This is a genomic window from Halorubrum trueperi (genome assembly GCF_042662525.1).
Classification (GTDB): Archaea; Halobacteriota; Halobacteria; order Halobacteriales; family Haloferacaceae; genus Halorubrum; species Halorubrum trueperi.
In genome coordinates, this window is record NZ_JBHSXI010000012.1 from 318,808 (window position 1) to 335,295 (window position 16,488).

Consider the following 16,488-nt stretch of genomic DNA (forward strand, 5'->3'; position numbering starts at 1 on the left):
CTCGCGGCGTCCCTCGCGGGCTCCTCGCGGCCTACCGGCCGCTCGGAGGCGCGCCACCGACTTTCTATTTATAAGTGATCGTCGTTGCCGCTTTTATCCGTTTAAATACCACGTTGCCGGCGGCAGTCTGCGATCCTTACCCCCGTACTCGGTCGCTGCTGTTTCTGTATTGACCGTAATCAGGGCAACATAGATCACCTGCTGAGGATTTCAACAGAGCCGAATATGTCGGAACCGTCGTCGGTCAGCGGCGGAGTTAAATCTCGAAATCCGGTGTGTCGAACGCCCCTTCGTCGGATTCGATGTCGTACCCCTCGATCGCCGTGAGCGCCAGATCCAGCGTCGCCTCGGCGTCCCAGCGGCCGGTGTTGATCGCGAGGTCGTAGATGGAGCGGTCGGACAGGTCGATTCCGTAGTACGATTGATATCGCTGCTCCTCTATCACCTCGCGCACCTGCATCTCTGAGGTCATCTCCTCGCGGTCGAGCGTCCTATCGGCGCGGACCTGGTCGGGGGCGTCGAGCCAGAGGCGGATGTCCGCTCGGTTGCCGGCGATCCACCCGGCGAGCCGCGATTCGAGCACGAACGCCTTGTTCGCGGTCCCCCACTTCTCTGCGATCCGGCGGAGCCGGCGGTCGAGCGCGCGATCGATCTCCTCGGATTCGCCGGTCTTCGCGATCAGCTGCGAGAGACTCATGTCCCGCTCGGCAGCGATCTCACGGAACAGCTCGCCGCCGGAAACGTAGCCGCAGTCGAGCGCCGCAGCCATCTCCTCGACCAGCGTCGTCGCGCCGCAGCCCGGCGGACCCGAGACGGTGATGAAGAGGTTCCGGTCGATTTCGCGGTCCGTCGCCGCCGAGGTTCCACTCATACATGCGCGGCCACGGTCGGATCCCGGATAAACGGGCCGGTTCGCGACCCGCACGACCGGGGCGATTCGCGACCCGTACGACCGGACCGGTTCGCGCGGTGCGGCTGGTGAGCGACGGTCGACACGCACCCGATCCGACACAACGGCTATGCCTCCGGCGCTCACGTGTACCACCGTGAACGAACTCACGGAGCGGGGCGAGAAACGCCCGTCGGCGCGTCGACTCCTCGTGGAGTGTCTCGCCGGTGACAGCGAGGCGCAACACGCCTCTGGCAGCGAGGGACACAGTCCCTCGGGCAACCGGGCTTCGCCCGGTGACAGCCGGACGCAGTCCGGTGACGACGCCCCGTCCGTCGACTTCGATCCCGAGACGATCCCCCTGCCCGACGCCGACGTGCTCGACCGCCTCTCGCCCCCTGTTCGCCGCTGGTGGGTCGACGAGTTCGGCGCGTACGTCGGCGAGAACGGCGGATTCTTCACGCCGCCGCAGCGTGAGACGATACCGCACGTCCACGAGGGACGGAACTGCCTCGTCGCCGCACCCACCGGCAGCGGAAAGACCCTCGCCTCCTTCACCGCCGTCCTCGACGACCTCTTCGCACGGGAGCGTGCCGGAACCCTGGACGACTCCGTGTACTGCCTGTACGTCTCCCCGCTGAAGTCCCTCGCGAACGACGTGAACCGAAATCTCCAGAACCCCATCGACGGGATCGCCGAGGAACTGACGGACGCCGACCGCGACGCCGACCGCAACGCCGACCTCGACGCGACAAACGCGACCGACTCCTGCGCCCCGACCGACGCCCCCGACGTTCGGCAGGCGATCCGACACGGCGACACGAGCGAGGCGGCCCGGCGGAAGATGCTGGCGAAGCCGCCGCACGTGCTCAACACCACGCCGGAGACGCTGGCGATCCTGCTCAACTCGCCGAAGTTCAAGGAGAAGCTCCGCACGGTCGAGTACGTGATCGTCGACGAGATCCACTCGCTGGCGGCGAACAAACGCGGGACCCATCTCGCGGTATCGCTGGAGCGGCTGACCGAACTCGCGGACGGCTCACCGACGCGGATCGGCTGCTCGGCGACGGTCGAACCGCTCGACGAGGTTGCCGAGTTCCTCGCGGGGCGCGAGCGCGCCGCCGGCGACGTCGGCGATTTCGACGGCTTCGAGCCCCGGCCGTGCGAGGTGGTCGACGCGCGCTTCGGACGGGAGTTCGACCTCGAACTCCGCACGCCGGCGGCCGACCTCATCAACACCCCCCGCGAGGTCGTCACGGACCGCTTTTACGACGCGCTTCACGAACTCATCGGTGCGCACGAGAACACGCTGGTGTTCACGAACTCCCGCTCGGGGGCCGAACGCACCCTCCAGGAACTCCGCGAGCGGTTCGACTACGACGAGTCGAGCTCCGGCTGCCACCACGGGAGCCTCGGCGAGGGGCAGCGCACGCGGGTGGAGGAGGGGCTGAAGGCGGGGGACCTGTCCGTGGTCACGACCTCGACGAGCCTCGAACTCGGCATCGACATGCCGCACCTCGACCTCGTCGTGCAGGTGGGGTCGCCCAAGTCGGTCGCGGCACTGCTCCAGCGCGTCGGGCGCGCGGGCCACAGCCCCGGCGAGACGGTCGAGGGGCGGGTGTTCGCGCTCGACCGCGACGAGCTGGCGGAGTGCGCGGCGATGCTCGCCCGCGCCGAGGAGAGGTTCGTCGATCGGGTGTTCCCGCCCGAGGGCGCGTACGACGTCGCCGCACAGCACGTGTACGGGATGGCGATCAACCGGGTTCGTCCGGATCGGGAGGTCCGCGAAACCCTCCGACGCGCCCACCCGTACCGCGACTTCGACGGGGACGACTACGAGCGGCTGGTTCGATACCTCACGTCGGACTACGACGGGCTGGAGGAGCGACACGTCTACCCGAAGATCTGGCGCGACGACAACGATCCCCCGGACGGGGAGCATCACCGCGAGGAGCACCCCGTCGGCGAGACGCTCGTCGGGAAGCGCGGTCGGCTCGCGCGAGTCATCTACATGACGAACGTCGGCACGATCCCCGACTCGTTCAGCTGTGCGGTGTTCACCCGCGACGACGAGCGGGTCGGCGCGCTCGACGAGACCTACCTCGACACGCTCGACCCGGGCGACGTGTTCGCGCTCGGCGGCGAGCGGTTCGCCTTCCGGTACCGCCGAGGGTCCAAGGTGTACGCGGACCGGACGGACGAGCGCCCGACGGTTCCGTCGTGGTACGCCGAGCGACTCCCGCTCTCGTCCGACCTCGCGAGTGAGGTCCTCGCGTTTCAGGCGGACCTGCTCGACCGGCTGGAGCACGGCGGCCCGCCGGCGGTCCGCGCGCGGCTTCGAGACCTCCCACTCGACGAGAACTCCGTCCGCGCGATCGCGCGAATCTACGACGAGCAGGTGGCGTTCGCGGGGATAGAGAGCGTTCCGACCCCGTCGCGACTCGTCGTCGAGGAGGAGCTGGACCGCGAGGCGTACAAGCGTCGGTTCCACGTCCACTCGACCTACGGTCGTCGGTTCAACGACGGCCTCTCTCGGCTCGTCGCCGCCGAGTGTGCGCGCCGGGTCGACGCGACCCCCGCCGTCGCCGTCGCAGATCGCGGGTTCAGCCTCTCGCTCCCGCTGAACCGGGCGGTCGACGTGGCGGGGATCCTCCGCGATCTCGACCCCGAGACGGTCCGCGAGGACCTCCGCGCGGCGGTACGGGGAACCGACCTGCTGCAGCGCTACTTCCGGATCGACGCCGCGCGTTCGCTACTGATCTTGAAGCGGTACAAGGGGTACGAGAAGTCCGCCGCCGAACAGCAGGTGTCCGCCGAGATGCTCCTCCCGTTCGCGAGCGACCTCGACGGGTTCGCGGTGACGGAGGAGACGTACCGCGAGCTGTTGGAGGACAGGCTCGATCTCGCGGGGATCCGCGCGGTCGCCTCCCGCATCGCCGACGGCGACCTCGACGTCGTCGACCACGCGGTCGATTCGCCGACGCCGCTGGCGTTCGGACTCGCGACGCTCGTGGATTCCGATACCGTTCTCGAAGCGGACGAATCCGCTGCACTCCGGGCGTACCACGCGCACGTGAGGGACGCCATCGAATCGGACGAGCGCGGCGGCTACTCAAACGAGTAATTTCTCGAAGTTTCGCCGCGCCGATCAATCGCTTCCGGCCACCGGCGTCTCCGACCGCGACAGCGACTCGCCGTCGATCGGCTCGTCCGGGTTCGCGTCGATCGCCTCCGCGGAGAGCCCGAGCTGCGCGTTCGCGCTCGCGTCCTCGCGGACGTGGACCGTGCCGCGGTGGATCGCGATCCCGTCGGCGAGGTGGAGTCGAACCGCGTCGAGCAGCACCTCCGCTTCCAGCGGCTGGCCGCGCCGCTTGATCTCGGCGACGTCTGCGTCCGCCGGCACATCGAACGCGCGCTGGGCGATGATCGGCCCCTGATCGAGGTCCGTCGTCACGTAGTGCGCGGTGACGCCGGCGATGCGGACGCCCGCGTCCTTCGCCTGCCGGTACGCCTCCGCGCCGGGGAACGCCGGCAAGAGGGAGGGGTGGACGTTGAGGATCCGACCCTCGTAGCGGAAGACGACCTCCGGCGAGAGGATTCGCATGTACCGCGCCAACGCGATGAGATCCACGTCGTACTCGGCCAACAGATCGAGCAGACGGCCCTCGTCGGTGTTGCCGCTGCCGTCGCCCACGTCGTAGAAGGGCTTGTCGTAGCGTTCCGCGAGCGTCCGGAGGTCGCCGCGGTTGCCGATGACGACGGGAATCTCCGCCTCGCCGTCGTCGGCCAGTTCTCCGTTGGCCTCGGCCTCCAGCAGGGCCTCCGGCGCGTGCGTCTCCTTCGTGACGAGCAGCGCGATTCGGCGAGCGTCGCGGTCGCTCGGGAAGCGAACCTGAATGTCGACGTCGAGCTCGCGGCCGAGCTCGGCGAGCGCGCGACGGAGCTCCCCCCGAGAGGTCTCGAGGTCCGACGCGTCGACGCGAGTCGTCATCCGGAAGACGCCCCCGCGGACCGCCTGGTCCAAGTCCTCGATGTTGATTCCCCGCTCGAACAGCAGGGAAGTGACCCGCGCGATGAGTCCGGTCTTGTCTCCTCCGACGACCGTGATCTCGGTCAGTTCGCGGGTCATGCGACGATCACCTCCGCGGGTTCGAGCGGCTGCATACACTTTAGTGAGTACACGGAGGGGTTTGCCCCTTTCGTTCCGATCGCTAGCGAAATCTCCACAACTCTCCACAACTCTCCTCACTGGGCCGAAAGATATCCACGAACATGAATATACGAGGCGTTCCAAAACGGTTTTTACACACGACTCCGCACTACCGGACATGACGGCATACACCGCGACGGTGACGGTCCGACTGAAGCGGGGCGTCCTCGATCCGGAGGCCGAGACGACCCAGCGGGCTCTCGAACGGCTCGGGTTCGAGCTGTCGGACCTGCGGTCGGCCGATCGGTTCGAGATCGACGTGGACGCGGCGGACGCCGACGAGGCCGCCGACCGCGCCGACGAGATGGCCGAGCGGCTGCTCGCGAATCCCACGATCCACGACTACGACGTCGCGGTCGCGGAGCGATGACGGTCGCGGTGGTGGAGTTCGGCGGCTCGAACTGCGACCGCGACGCGGTCCGCGCGCTGAATTTCCTCGGGATCGACGCCGAGCGTATCTGGCACGAGGACGGACTTCCGGCCGCCACCGACGGGATCGTCCTCCCCGGCGGGTTCTCCTACGGCGACTACCTTCGCGCCGGCGCGATGGCCGCTCGCGACCCGATCATGAACGAGGTTCGGGAGGCCGCCGAGGACGACGTCCCCGTGATCGGCGTCTGCAACGGCGCGCAGATCGGCTCGGAGTCGGGGCTCACGCCCGGCGCGTTCACCACGAACGCCTCCGCGCGCTTCCAGTGCGAACTGGTCCATCTCCGAGTAGAACGTGCGGACACCCCGTGGACGGCCGCCTACGACGAAGGAGACGTCATCGAGGTTCCGATCGCGCACGGCGAGGGGCGCTTCGAGATAAGCGAGGAGGCCCACACCGACCTCGTCGCCGACGACCGCGTCCTCTTCCGCTACTGCGACGCCGACGGCGACGTCACCGACGCAGCGAATCCGAACGGCTCCACCGACAACGTCGCCGGCGTGCTGGGCGAGCGCGAGTCGGTCGCCGTCCTAATGCCCCACCCCGAGCGCGCCACGCTCCCCGACCTGGGTCGGAGTACGGACGGTGCGGGTATTCTGCAGGCGTTCGCCTGACGGTCTCGAAGGCGTCCCGCGGTCTCGGTGATATCGGCTTCATCGGCTTCCCACGTACTCTCGACGCGACCCGGTCAGCGCTCCGTTGCTCGTTCCGATTGCTGTATCGGCGTTCGCTCGTCCCCGTCTCCGGCGGCGACGCCGTCGCTATCGCTCTGCATCGTCTCGGCAGCCAGTTTCCGATCCAGCGCTCGTTCGAATTCCGCCTCGGAGAGGTTTCCTTCGGTGTACCGTCGCTTGAGGCGCTCGATCGGGTCCTCCGCGGTGGTCGCCGACGTCTCGGTCGCCCCATGCTCGGCGTCGTCTGCCGAGAGCCGTCGAACGGCGACGTACGCGAGCACCAGAACGACGGCGACGGTGAATATCAGCAGTGGAAACATCACCATCCCCATCCCACCCATTCCGCTTAGTCCGCCCATTCCCTCCATTCCGCCGGCCATACCGCCCATCCTGTTCACTCCTCCCACGCCACCGGCCACCCCGACGAGGCCGCTCGCCGAGTGGGCATCGACGGCGCGGGCGGACAGTCTCCCCGTCTTCCCAACTTCGTCGGCAGTCTCATCGGTCATACGCAACTATTCGCCGGCCACGCTCAAATACGCGCCGCGGATTCCCGCCGATCCGGAGTAACTTGTTCCGGTGCGTTCGTTTAAGACCCCCGAGCGAGAGGGACGAGTATGAGCGAGCAGCAATCGCGACCCGACGAGGAAGCGGCCTCCGGGGGGCGCGGCGACGCGGACCGGTTCGCGGGCGAGAAGGACGACGACCTGCGCAGCAGGGACGTGACGGAGGGCGCGGAGCGCGCGCCCCACCGCTCGATGTTCCGAGCGATGGGGTTCGACGACGAGGATCTCTCCTCGCCGATCGTCGGCGTACCGAACCCGGCTGCCGACATCACCCCGTGTAACGTCCACCTCGACGACGTCGCCGACGCGGCGATCGACGGCATCGACGGTGCGGGCGGCATGCCGATCGAGTTCGGCACGATCACCATCTCCGACGCCATCTCGATGGGAACAGAGGGAATGAAGGCGAGCCTCATCTCTCGGGAGGTCATCGCCGATTCGGTCGAGCTCGTCTCCTTCGGCGAGCGCATGGACGCGCTGGTGACGATCGGCGGCTGCGACAAGAACCTCCCCGGCATGCTGATGGCCTCGATCCGAACCGACCTCCCCTCTGTGTTCCTCTACGGCGGGTCGATCATGCCCGGTCAGCACGACGGCCGCGACGTGACCATCGTGCAGGTGTTCGAGGGCGTCGGCGCGTACGCCGAAGGCGACATGAGCGGCGAGGAACTCGACGAGCTCGAACGCCACGCCTGTCCCGGCGCGGGCTCCTGCGGCGGGATGTTCACCGCGAACACGATGGCGTCCATCTCCGAGGCGCTCGGGATGGCCCCGCTCGGCTCCGCCTCCGCGCCCGCGGAGGATTCCGAGCGCTACGACGTGGCGGAGCGCGCCGGCGAGCTCGTCTTGGACTGTATCGAGAACGACCGCCGCCCCTCCGACATCCTCTCGCGGAAGTCCTTCGAGAACGCGATCGCACTTCAGACCGCGATCGGCGGCTCGACGAACGGGGTCCTCCACCTGCTCGCGCTCGCGGGCGAGGCCGACGTCGACCTCTCGATCGAGGATTTCGACGAAATCTCGCGGCGCACGCCGAAGATCGCCGACCTCCAGCCCGGCGGGAGCCGCGTGATGAACGATCTCCACGAAGTCGGCGGCGTTCCGGTCGTGCTCCGCCGACTGCTGGAGGCCGACCTGCTCCACGGCGACGCGATGACCGTCACCGGACGCACCCTCGCCGAGGAACTCGAGGAGCTGGAGGCCAGCGGCGAGCTTCCCGACGACGACGCGATCGAGACCGATTTCCTCTACACGATCGAGGAGCCCAAACAGGCGGAGGGCGCGATCAAGATCCTCAAGGGGAACCTCGCGCCCGACGGCGCGGTGCTCAAGGTGACGGGCGAGGACGCGTTCTACCACGAGGGGCCCGCCCGCGTGTTCGAGAACGAGGAGGACGCGATGGAGTACGTCCAGAGCGGCGAGATCGACTCCGGCGACGTGCTCGTGATCCACAACGAGGGTCCGACCGGCGGACCGGGAATGCGCGAGATGCTCGGAGTCACCGCCGCCGTGGTCGGCGCGGGCCACGAGGACGACGTCGCCCTCCTGACTGACGGGCGGTTCTCGGGTGCGACGCGCGGCCCGATGATCGGTCACGTCGCCCCCGAGGCGGCCGTCGGCGGCCCGATCGGCCTCATCGAGGACGGCGACCAGGTCACCGTGGACATCCCGGAGCGCGACCTCTCGATCGACCTCTCCAAGGAAGAGTTGGCCGCGCGTCGCGACGCGTGGGACGCGCCGGAGCCGCAGTACGAGGGCGGGATCCTCGCGAAGTACGCCCGCGACTTCGCCTCGGCGGCCGACGGCGCGGTGACGAACCCGCGGCTCACGCGAGACCTGTAGACGGCGGCGACTGCGTTTATATATCCCAGTCTGCATACGGTCTGCATAATCACAGCACGGACGCAAAAAAGAAAGAGTGGTAACTCGGAAAGAAAGGTGGTCACTCGGAAACGAGACGGGTTTCGAGCGGAACCTCGTTCGTGATCGCGTCCACGAGCGGAGAGGTCTTTTCGACGTGCTCCCGCAGTTCGGCTAGTTCGGCCTCGGAAGCGTCGGCGTCGACGTAGACCGTGCAGGTGATCGACTCGTAGCCGGGACGGACGTCCTCGGAGATGCCGAGGAAGCCACGGAGATCCACGTCGCCCTCCATCTCGAAGCGGAGATCGTCGATTTCGATCCCCATGTGAGCCGCGTTCGCCGCGTAGCCGACGCTCAGGCACGATCCGAGTGCGCCGAGTAGGAGTTCGACGGCATTCGGTCCCGTGCGCTCGCCGAGGATCTGTTCGGGCTCGTCCCCCTGAAGTGTGAACTCGCGCGTGTGAATCGTCTCGCCCGCCTGGTCGAATTCGTCTATCGTCGTCACGGACTTGAGCGCGTCCTCCCACTCGGTCTCGGCCCGGAACGTGAACATCCCGACTTCGGAATCCTCGCTGATCGTTTCGACTGCGCCTTCAAGCGCAGCGACGTCGACACCGTTCACTGCCTGTCGTTCGGTAGTTGCCATTTCGGAGCACCAGCAGACGTAGGACGGCAAAGAGAATAAAGCCATATTAGCAGATGCTATTTTCTTGCGTGATTTTCTGTGATGAATATGCGCCGTGTTGGATTCATTTAAATCTCATCTTACGGACACATTTCGTCCGAAACAGCCAGTTGTAGCATGACACTTCTTGATTGATAGCCGGAGTAGGTATGTCAATTCGGAGATGTGGTCGTTTATAAGTGAATGAGAGGTATTGCTGGCGGCTGTTTATATATTGTTGACGGCGCGGTGAATCGCTCAGTGTGTGGCGTTGATTGCTTATAAATGATTGTCGACAGCGCGGTGAACACTTACAAAGCCCCAGCCGCAAGGCGGGCGCACGCTTGCTGTCGCCCGAAAATCGGAGATTTTCGGGATGTCGTCAGAACGCAAAGCGTTCTGACTGCTAGCCGGAAATCGTTGATTTCCGGCGATGACGAGAGAGCTTGCTCTCTCGAACCACGCTCCTCACTCGGTCGCTCACTTCGTTCGCTCCGTCGTTGCGGTGTCGCCGGCGCTGCGCGCCGGCTTCAAGAGGGACCTCCTGTCCCTCCCTGCTTGTGTCGTCATCAGAACGCAAAGCGTTCTGATTGGCTCACGAGAGCTCCGCTCTCGTGAACGCCTGTGCCGGCCTCGCGGCAGCGAGGCGCGGAGCGCCTCTGGCAGCCGGTGGCAGAGCCGCCGGCGACTGCCCCATTGAGCCCCACCCCGAACCACGCCGCACCGCAGCCTCACGCCTCCCCAACCTCACCGCGGCCGCTTATAAGCGGCCGCGGGCTCCCTCGCGGGCTCCTCGCGGCCTATCGGCCGCTCGGAGGCGCGCCACCGACTCTCTATTTATAAATATCCGTCATCGGGCGTTCTCGCGCCGGAGTCGCGTCCGGAGGGCCTTGTTCACGACCGCGGCCTTCGCGCCTCGATCGTCGCGGAGACGACGTACTCGCTCACGTCGCGGTCGTCGTCCCAATCGCGGATAAACTCCTCGCTCTCGTCTTTCGGGTCGATAGCGATCTCCGTGAACCCTGCGTCCTCCAACATCGACTCGACCTCCGCGATCGTCGACGCGCCGGCGACGCAGCCGGCCACGGACGCGGGGTCGAGCCGCACGTCGGGTGGGAACGGTGCGGTCCGGACGACGTCGGAAACGGCGAGTCGCCCGCCGGGACGGAGGACGCGGAACGCCTCGCGAAACACCTGCGGCTTCCGCGGCGAGAGGTTGATCACGCAGTTCGAGATGATCACGTCGACTGACCCGTCCGCGACCGGGAGATGTTCGATCTCTCCGAGGCGGAACTCGACGGCGTCCGTGCCGTTCTTCTCGACGTTCTCACGGGCCCGTTCAACCATCTCGGGGGTCATGTCGACGCCGATGACGCGGCCGTCCGGTCCGACCTCCCGGGCCGCGAGGAAGCAGTCGAATCCCCCGCCGGAACCCAGATCGAGAACCGTCTCACCGGCTTCGAGCCCAGCGATCGCCGTGGGGTTACCGCAGCCGAGTCCGAGGTTCGCTCCGGACGCGACGGCATCGACGTCGTCCTCGCCGTAGCCGAGTCGGCGCGACTCGCCGTCGGGGTCCGCTCCCGCGTCGGGTGCGTCGTCGCCGCAACACGATGACGACGGTCTCTCAGTCGCGATACCGCTGTACCGCTCGCGAACGGCGCGTCGCTGCTCGGCCGCGTCGATTTCGCACCCATCCGCGCTGACGTCGTCGGTCACGATCGGGAGCCCTCCGCGGTATCGTCGGTCGATCGCGTCTCGTCGATCCCTCGCGTCTCGGCGGTCGATCGCGTCGCATCGAGGACGGCCAGCAGTCGTTCGGCCCGCGCGGTCGCGTCGTAGTACCGCCACCGGCCCTCCTTGCGCCGCGTGAGGAGCCCGGCGTCGTAGAGGCGCGAGAGGGCCTGACTGACCGCTCCCTGGCTCACGCCGAGCGCTGGCTCCAGCTCGCAGCCACAGGTGCCGCCCTCGGACGCCGCGACGAGCCGGAGCGCCTCGTACCGCGTCTCGCTGCCGACCGCCGCGAGCGTCTCCACGTCCGTCGCGAGGTCGCGGTCGGTCAGCGGATGCGTTGCGACCGTACAGCACCCGGAGGCTGCCGCCGACCCTTCGGACGATTCGCCGCTCGATATGTTTCCAACCATTTTAGATATCACTAATATAAGCGTATACTAATATAATCATTGCGATCGCAAGACTGTCGAGAAGAGGGAGAGAGAAGAAACCGAGCGGCGAAGCGGGGGGAACGGGGACTGCGTATCGAGACGGAAGCGCGAAAATCGAACGATGCGACGGGTCGAGTCGACGACGCGGATCTACAGGGACGTGCCGCCGTCGGTTTGAGCGGTTCGCACGGACTCGGCCCGCCAGACGTTGCTCCGGCGACCGGCGCGCGACAGTTCGAGCCGCACCACCGAGCCGACCGGAAGGTCGGCGACGCGCTCCCGGGCGTCGTCGTCGGCGTAGTCGACGATGTGGTACGTCTCGTTGCGCGGATGTGCACGAACGGTGGTGCAATCGTGATCGTTCTGCTCGGAAATGACGGTGTATGCGTTCGATTTTGCCATCTTATACCGTTATTCTTGGACATACCACTTCAATACTCCGTATAGTTACTACGGACGTGGATCAGGACGTAATACGGATATAAGGTGTTCAAACGAGGTCGACACATCCGCAATCGGTAGTGAAACAGCGGCGATCGAATACGAGCGTATGCGCTCCAGACCCCCACCGACGACACTGTATGTAAACGAGCGAGCGTTACAGGACGGCTTGTTATAGCTGAACGTGGCCTCTGGCAGTCTGACTCCGTCCGGCTAGCAGCCAGAATCCTTCGGATTCTGGCGACAGTACCCAACCGTACCACCCGCGTACAACGCCCATACCCGCTTACAACGCCCACACCCGCGTGCAACACCCACACCAGACATCGATCGTCCCTCGGTTAGTCCTCGAACCCGTTCGCGGCGACGAGATGTCGCACGCCGGCGTACGCGACCACAGCGATCCCTGTGTACGCGACGACGAGCGCGGTGGTCGTCGCGTCGACACTGTCGATCGCGAGCCGCGCGACGGCGTTCGCCGGGCCGCCGGCCATCGCCGTGGCACCACCGAAGAGGACGAGGACGCCGACGGAATAGAGGAACTGGGCGGCTCGGCGGTCGGGAGCGAGCGCCGCGATGGCGACCGCGAGCGCGACGACCAGCGCGGTGAGGGCGGTCATCAGGACCAGAATCGAGGGGACGTTGGCCACGGGCGTCCCGTTCGCGCGGAGCAACAGCAGCCAGAGGAGGGCCTGTCCGGGAGCGATCGCGACGGCCGCCATCGCCTTCCCGTCAATGATCTCCCCGAGCGTTACGGGAGCGACTCGGAGCAGTTCGAGGGTCCCCCGGTCAATCTCCTCCGTTACCGAATCGACGACGAGCGATCCCGAGATGAACACGGGGAGGAACACCAACACCGGGATCAACACGGTGTACGTGAACGTGAAGTACGGGCTGGAGCCGGTGCGCTCGGGAAGGGGTAGCGGCGACTCGTCCAGGAAGTCGGCCCGCTCGCCGCGCTCGTTCAGCTCGTAGGTGCGCAACAGTTCGCGGAGCTGCACGACGATCACCGTCGTCTCCACGGTGGCGTCCGGAGCCGTCACCACCGCCGATATGCCGCCGCCGTCGTCTCGGTTCACGACCACGATCGCGTCGGCGGCGTTCCGGTCGAACGCCGACCTGGCCGCGCCGACGTCCTCGTACCGGGTGACCGATGTCCCGTCGACCTCGGCGGCGGCGCGTTCGAGGTCGTCCACCGCGTCGCCCGCGGCCGCGACTTCGATCTCCGCGCCGTCGAGCGCGCCGGGATCGTACATCGAGACGAGCCCGACGACGAGGAACGACGAGAACGCCGCGATGAACAGCTGGATCCCGATCGCCAGCAGGATCGTCTTCTCCGCGCGCAGCCCCGCCAGCTCTCGGCCGGCGATCGTGAGCCGGCTACCCATGGACGCTCACCACCGCGACGTTGTACGCGGCGTGGATCAGCGTCGCCAGCGCGAGCGTCAGGACGTAGGACGTTCGGTCCCGGCTCGCGCCCACCGCGGCGACGGTCGTCGCGAACCCGTGGAGGAGCAGGGGCGCGAAAAGCAGCGCCAGCAACACCGCCGTCGGGAGCCCCTCCACGCCGGCGACGCTTCCGAAGGCCGCCCGTCCGACGAACAGCTCCGTGAGCCCGACGGCCTGTACGACCGCGGTGGCCTTCTCGGCCAGGAAAAATCCCGCACCGGAGGCGATCCCGACCGCGACCGCGACACGGTCCGTCCGGGCGAAGACGCCGCGCTCGAACCCGGCGTAGAGGTGGACGCTCTTCGCGACCTCTTCGATGAACGCGATCATCACGAGCAGGACCGGGATGGACACGGTCACGGGGAGCGCGAACAGCAGCGCCACCGCGAGGAGCTCCGCGACGAACACGAAGGGAACGGTACAGGCCGTGAGAAAGGCGATCGATCCCAGCGCGCGGACGCGATTCTTGGTGAGAATCTCGCCGAACGCGGCGTCGTCGATCGCCGAGAGCCGCACCGCGAGCGCGTCGAGGAACTTCCGCGCCACCGGCTTCTGGGTGAACATGTCCTCCTCACGGTAGACGCCGAGCCCCAGTCCGAACAGGAGCGCGGCCCCGAGGGCCATGGGAGTGGTCGAGAAGAGGACCTCGCCCGCCGAGACCGCCTCTCCCTGCAGGTCGAAGACGACGAGCGTGAGCGGCGACACGAGCGCCACGGGCGTGACGTTCGTGAAGATGGCGGGAACGAACGCGTACGTCGTGAGGAGGACGCTCACGCCGACCGTGACGAAGGTGAGTTCCTTGAACGACCGCGCGAACATCGCGCCGACGAAGGTGGCCGCGAGGAAGGTCAACGCGACCGGGAGCACGGCGACGACCGAGAGCGCCCCGCCGCCGACCGCGGCCGCGATGACGGTGGTGACGAGCGCCGCGGCCGCGACGTACGGGAGCGTCTTTCCGGCGACGATATCGACCGGCGAGAGCGGCGTGACGAGGAGCGGCTCACCCCGCCGGTTCGTCCGTTCGTCGAGGATGGAGGAGCCGTACGCCTGGATGAGGAAGTTCATCGGCACGAGGAAGACGAACGCCAGGAGCAGCGAGACGAACGGGAACGGTGGCGCGATGGACCCCGGCGAACCGACCGTGTCGGCACCGAACGCCCCGCCGCCGACGGAGGGGACCGCGAAGTCGCCGTCTCCGTTCGTCGTTCCGTCTCCGTTCGTCGTTCCGTCTCCGTCCGTCGTTCCGTCTCCGTCCGCCGCTCCCCCGCCGAAAACACCGTCACCGCCCCCGTCGATTTCGTCGCCCCCGGATCCGTCACCACCCCCGTCGCTGGTCGTGGCACCGCCGTCACCCCCGTCAGTCCCGTCTCCTCCCCCGTTGCTCCCGTCGCTGCCGCCGCCCGTCCCGCCGAGCGTGGCTCCGTCGTCGATCCCGTTCGTCCGGCCGACGTACCGGAGCGTGACGGTGAGTGGAAACGCGGCGGTCTCGTTCTCCTCCGCGGCCATGAGGCGCTCGTTGTGCGCCTCGACGGCCGCGCGGAACTCGGCGGCCGCGGCCTCGCCCTTTCGCGTGTCGCTGGCGCGGGTCGCGACGACGACCGCTTCGCCTCCTTCGCTTCCGGTCGCACCGTCCCCGCCCGCGTCGCCACCGAACTTGGCGTCGAACACGACGAGATCGGCCGAGGAACCCAGCGACGCCTGATCGATCGGAACCTGGATGAGAGCGGGCGCGCCCTCGACGGCGTCCGCGTACGGAGAGCCGTCGTCGACGGCGACCCGGTAGACGTCCCGATCGACGTCGAGGCCGACCGCACCGGTCGCGACCCCGCCGCCGACCACGCCGCCCGCGACGAGGAGGAGCGCGACCGTTGCGAGCAGGGTCCGGCGGTCGACGCCGCCGCTCGCGCGGGCGACCTCCCAGCGTGCGACGCGGAGTATCCGCCGGAGCCGTTCGATCACTCCGCGGCCCCCGAGTCGCTCGTAGTCCCCGCGCCTCCCGCAGTCTTCGAGTCGCTCGTAGTCCCCGCGCCTCCCGCAGTCTTCGAGTCGCTCGTAGTCTCCGCGTCTCCCGCAGTCTCCGAATCGCTCGCGGCCTCCGAGTCGACTGCGGCCGCGACGTCTCCGGTGTACCGTCCGGGCATCGGCCGTCCGACGATGTCGAGAAACACGTCCTCCAGGCTCGGCTCTCGCGTGCGGATGTCGACGACTTCGCCGCCCGCCGCCGCCGCGGCCTCGCGGACGGCCTCGACGGCGTCCATCGTCGGAACCGCGGTCCGGAAGCGGTCGCCGACCTCCTCGGTCGCAACGCCGAGGTCCGAAAGCGCCTCGGCGTCGGCGGGCGCGACGTCGGTGAACACGCGGTAGCTCGTCTCGCCGTGTCGCTCGCGGATCCCGTCGACGCTGCCGCGGGCGACGATCCGTCCCTCGTTCATCACCACGACGCGGTCGCAGACCGACTCGACGTGGTAGAGGTTGTGCGCGGAGAACACGACCGTCTTCCCCGTTGCCCGAAGCTCGCGCGTGAACTCCAGCACCGAGTTCGTCGTCACCGGGTCGAGCCCCGACGCCGGCTCGTCGTACACGAGGACGTCCGGGTCGTTGACGAGCGACCGGGCGATGGCGACCTTGCGTTTCATCCCCTTCGACATGTCGCCGAGCCGGCGGTCCCGGTGGTCGAGTTCGAGTCGGTCGAGCGTGGCCTCGATACGCTCGTCGGCGACGTCGGCCGGCACGTCGTAGAGGTCCGCGAAGAACTTCAGGTACGAAATCGGGGTCATCTCCTCGTACAGCGGAGACTCCTCGGGGAGGAAGCCGAGCCGCCGCCGCATCTCGGGGTCGTCTGACGGGAACCCGGCGACTTCGACGTCGCCGTCCGTGGGGTCGACGAGTCCGGCGATCACCTTCAGGGTCGTCGTCTTCCCGGCCCCGTTCGGTCCGACGATGCCGAACACCTCGCCCTCGTCGACGGAGAAGGTGCTGTCGACGACGGCGGCGAAGTCGCCGTACGTCTTGGACAGCCCCGCCACCTCGATCATGGAGAGCGGTCCGACCGCCGCCGAGTTAAACCCACCCCCGCACCTATCAGCGGCGAGAACGCGGGGCGGACGGGGGTCGAGCGGGACCTCAGTCGTCGACCAACCGAA

At 67.5% G+C, this 16,488-nt stretch carries 14 protein-coding genes; 4 read left to right on the forward strand and 10 right to left on the reverse strand.

Translation table 11 applies throughout. The annotated features are described in order from the left end of the window. Positions 1 to 256 precede the first annotated feature (256 nt). Positions 257 to 871, reverse strand: a complete 615-nt coding sequence (gene cmk / locus ACFQEY_RS12045; RefSeq protein ID WP_379768825.1) for a (d)CMP kinase — start codon at positions 869 to 871, stop codon at positions 257 to 259. 175 nt (positions 872 to 1,046) lie between these two features. On the opposite strand from cmk, the gene ACFQEY_RS12050 reads away from it, so the two are divergent. Next, positions 1,047 to 4,013, forward strand: coding sequence for an ATP-dependent helicase (locus ACFQEY_RS12050; RefSeq protein WP_379768827.1), 2,967 nt, complete (start codon positions 1,047 to 1,049; stop codon positions 4,011 to 4,013). 24 nt (positions 4,014 to 4,037) lie between these two features. Here ACFQEY_RS12050 and ACFQEY_RS12055 read toward each other — a convergent pair whose 3' ends face one another. Then, positions 4,038 to 5,018: a formyltetrahydrofolate deformylase gene (locus tag ACFQEY_RS12055; RefSeq protein ID WP_379768829.1), complete on the reverse strand. Its 981-nt coding sequence runs from the start codon at positions 5,016 to 5,018 to the stop codon at positions 4,038 to 4,040. Positions 5,019 to 5,217: 199 nt separating this feature from the next. On the opposite strand from ACFQEY_RS12055, the gene purS reads away from it, so the two are divergent. Both purS and purQ read left to right on the forward strand, forming a co-directional pair. Next, complete coding sequence (purS, locus tag ACFQEY_RS12060; protein WP_379768831.1) at positions 5,218 to 5,469, forward strand: phosphoribosylformylglycinamidine synthase subunit PurS; 252 nt, start codon at positions 5,218 to 5,220, stop codon at positions 5,467 to 5,469. Then, a complete protein-coding gene (gene purQ, locus ACFQEY_RS12065; protein ID WP_379768833.1) occupies positions 5,466 to 6,143 on the forward strand; it encodes a phosphoribosylformylglycinamidine synthase I in 678 nt (225 codons plus the stop codon). The genes purS and purQ overlap by 4 nt, the downstream gene beginning before the upstream one ends. A gap of 74 nt (positions 6,144 to 6,217) precedes the next feature. Here the strand turns inward: purQ and ACFQEY_RS12070 are convergent, their stop codons facing one another. After that, positions 6,218 to 6,712 (reverse strand): SHOCT domain-containing protein, encoded by a 495-nt coding sequence (locus tag ACFQEY_RS12070; RefSeq protein WP_379768835.1) that lies wholly within the window; start codon positions 6,710 to 6,712, stop codon positions 6,218 to 6,220. Between the two features lie 108 nt (positions 6,713 to 6,820). On the opposite strand from ACFQEY_RS12070, the gene ilvD reads away from it, so the two are divergent. Next, positions 6,821 to 8,611 carry a dihydroxy-acid dehydratase gene (gene ilvD / locus ACFQEY_RS12075; RefSeq protein WP_379768837.1) on the forward strand — a complete coding sequence of 597 codons (1,791 nt, stop codon included), beginning with the start codon at positions 6,821 to 6,823 and terminating at the stop codon, positions 8,609 to 8,611. Positions 8,612 to 8,711: 100 nt separating this feature from the next. On the opposite strand, the gene ACFQEY_RS12080 is transcribed toward ilvD, so the two are convergent. The 7 genes from ACFQEY_RS12080 to ACFQEY_RS12110 form a co-directional block, all read right to left on the reverse strand. Then, on the reverse strand, positions 8,712 to 9,275 hold the full coding sequence (locus ACFQEY_RS12080) for an OsmC family protein (protein WP_379768839.1): 564 nt from the start codon (positions 9,273 to 9,275) through the stop codon (positions 8,712 to 8,714). Positions 9,276 to 10,187: 912 nt separating this feature from the next. Next, positions 10,188 to 11,009 (reverse strand): arsenite methyltransferase, encoded by an 822-nt coding sequence (locus ACFQEY_RS12085; protein WP_379768841.1) that lies wholly within the window; start codon positions 11,007 to 11,009, stop codon positions 10,188 to 10,190. Continuing rightward, the gene (locus ACFQEY_RS12090; protein WP_379768843.1) at positions 11,006 to 11,434 is read right to left on the reverse strand and encodes an ArsR/SmtB family transcription factor; all 429 of its coding nucleotides are present in this window, start codon (positions 11,432 to 11,434) and stop codon (positions 11,006 to 11,008) included. The genes ACFQEY_RS12085 and ACFQEY_RS12090 overlap by 4 nt, the downstream gene beginning before the upstream one ends. A 171-nt stretch (positions 11,435 to 11,605) precedes the next feature. Continuing rightward, positions 11,606 to 11,857, reverse strand: a complete 252-nt coding sequence (locus ACFQEY_RS12095) for a hypothetical protein (RefSeq protein WP_379768845.1) — start codon at positions 11,855 to 11,857, stop codon at positions 11,606 to 11,608. Positions 11,858 to 12,237: 380 nt separating this feature from the next. After that, positions 12,238 to 13,284, reverse strand: coding sequence for an ABC transporter permease (locus ACFQEY_RS12100; protein ID WP_379768847.1), 1,047 nt, complete (start codon positions 13,282 to 13,284; stop codon positions 12,238 to 12,240). Beyond that, complete coding sequence (locus ACFQEY_RS12105; protein ID WP_379768848.1) at positions 13,277 to 15,304, reverse strand: ABC transporter permease family protein; 2,028 nt, start codon at positions 15,302 to 15,304, stop codon at positions 13,277 to 13,279. The genes ACFQEY_RS12100 and ACFQEY_RS12105 overlap by 8 nt, the downstream gene beginning before the upstream one ends. Continuing rightward, positions 15,301 to 16,380 carry an ABC transporter ATP-binding protein gene (locus ACFQEY_RS12110; RefSeq protein ID WP_379768850.1) on the reverse strand — a complete coding sequence of 360 codons (1,080 nt, stop codon included), beginning with the start codon at positions 16,378 to 16,380 and terminating at the stop codon, positions 15,301 to 15,303. The genes ACFQEY_RS12105 and ACFQEY_RS12110 overlap by 4 nt, the downstream gene beginning before the upstream one ends. Positions 16,381 to 16,488: the final 108 nt, after the last annotated feature.

Excerpts from the sequence above, each read along its gene's own strand:
- ACFQEY_RS12110 (WP_379768850.1), bottom strand. The coding sequence starts at position 16,380 with ATGATCGAGGTGGCGGGGCTGTCCAAGACGTACGGCGACTTCGCCGCC.
- ACFQEY_RS12095 (WP_379768845.1), bottom strand. The coding sequence starts at position 11,857 with ATGGCAAAATCGAACGCATACACCGTCATTTCCGAGCAGAACGATCAC.
- ACFQEY_RS12100 (WP_379768847.1), bottom strand. The coding sequence starts at position 13,284 with ATGGGTAGCCGGCTCACGATCGCCGGCCGAGAGCTGGCGGGGCTGCGC.
- ACFQEY_RS12070 (WP_379768835.1), bottom strand. The coding sequence starts at position 6,712 with ATGACCGATGAGACTGCCGACGAAGTTGGGAAGACGGGGAGACTGTCC.
- ACFQEY_RS12080 (WP_379768839.1), bottom strand. The coding sequence starts at position 9,275 with ATGGCAACTACCGAACGACAGGCAGTGAACGGTGTCGACGTCGCTGCG.
- ilvD (WP_379768837.1), top strand. The coding sequence starts at position 6,821 with ATGAGCGAGCAGCAATCGCGACCCGACGAGGAAGCGGCCTCCGGGGGG.
- ACFQEY_RS12055 (WP_379768829.1), bottom strand. The coding sequence starts at position 5,018 with ATGACCCGCGAACTGACCGAGATCACGGTCGTCGGAGGAGACAAGACC.
- purQ (WP_379768833.1), top strand. The coding sequence starts at position 5,466 with ATGACGGTCGCGGTGGTGGAGTTCGGCGGCTCGAACTGCGACCGCGAC.
- purS (WP_379768831.1), top strand. The coding sequence starts at position 5,218 with ATGACGGCATACACCGCGACGGTGACGGTCCGACTGAAGCGGGGCGTC.
- ACFQEY_RS12090 (WP_379768843.1), bottom strand. The coding sequence starts at position 11,434 with ATGGTTGGAAACATATCGAGCGGCGAATCGTCCGAAGGGTCGGCGGCA.
- cmk (WP_379768825.1), bottom strand. The coding sequence starts at position 871 with ATGAGTGGAACCTCGGCGGCGACGGACCGCGAAATCGACCGGAACCTC.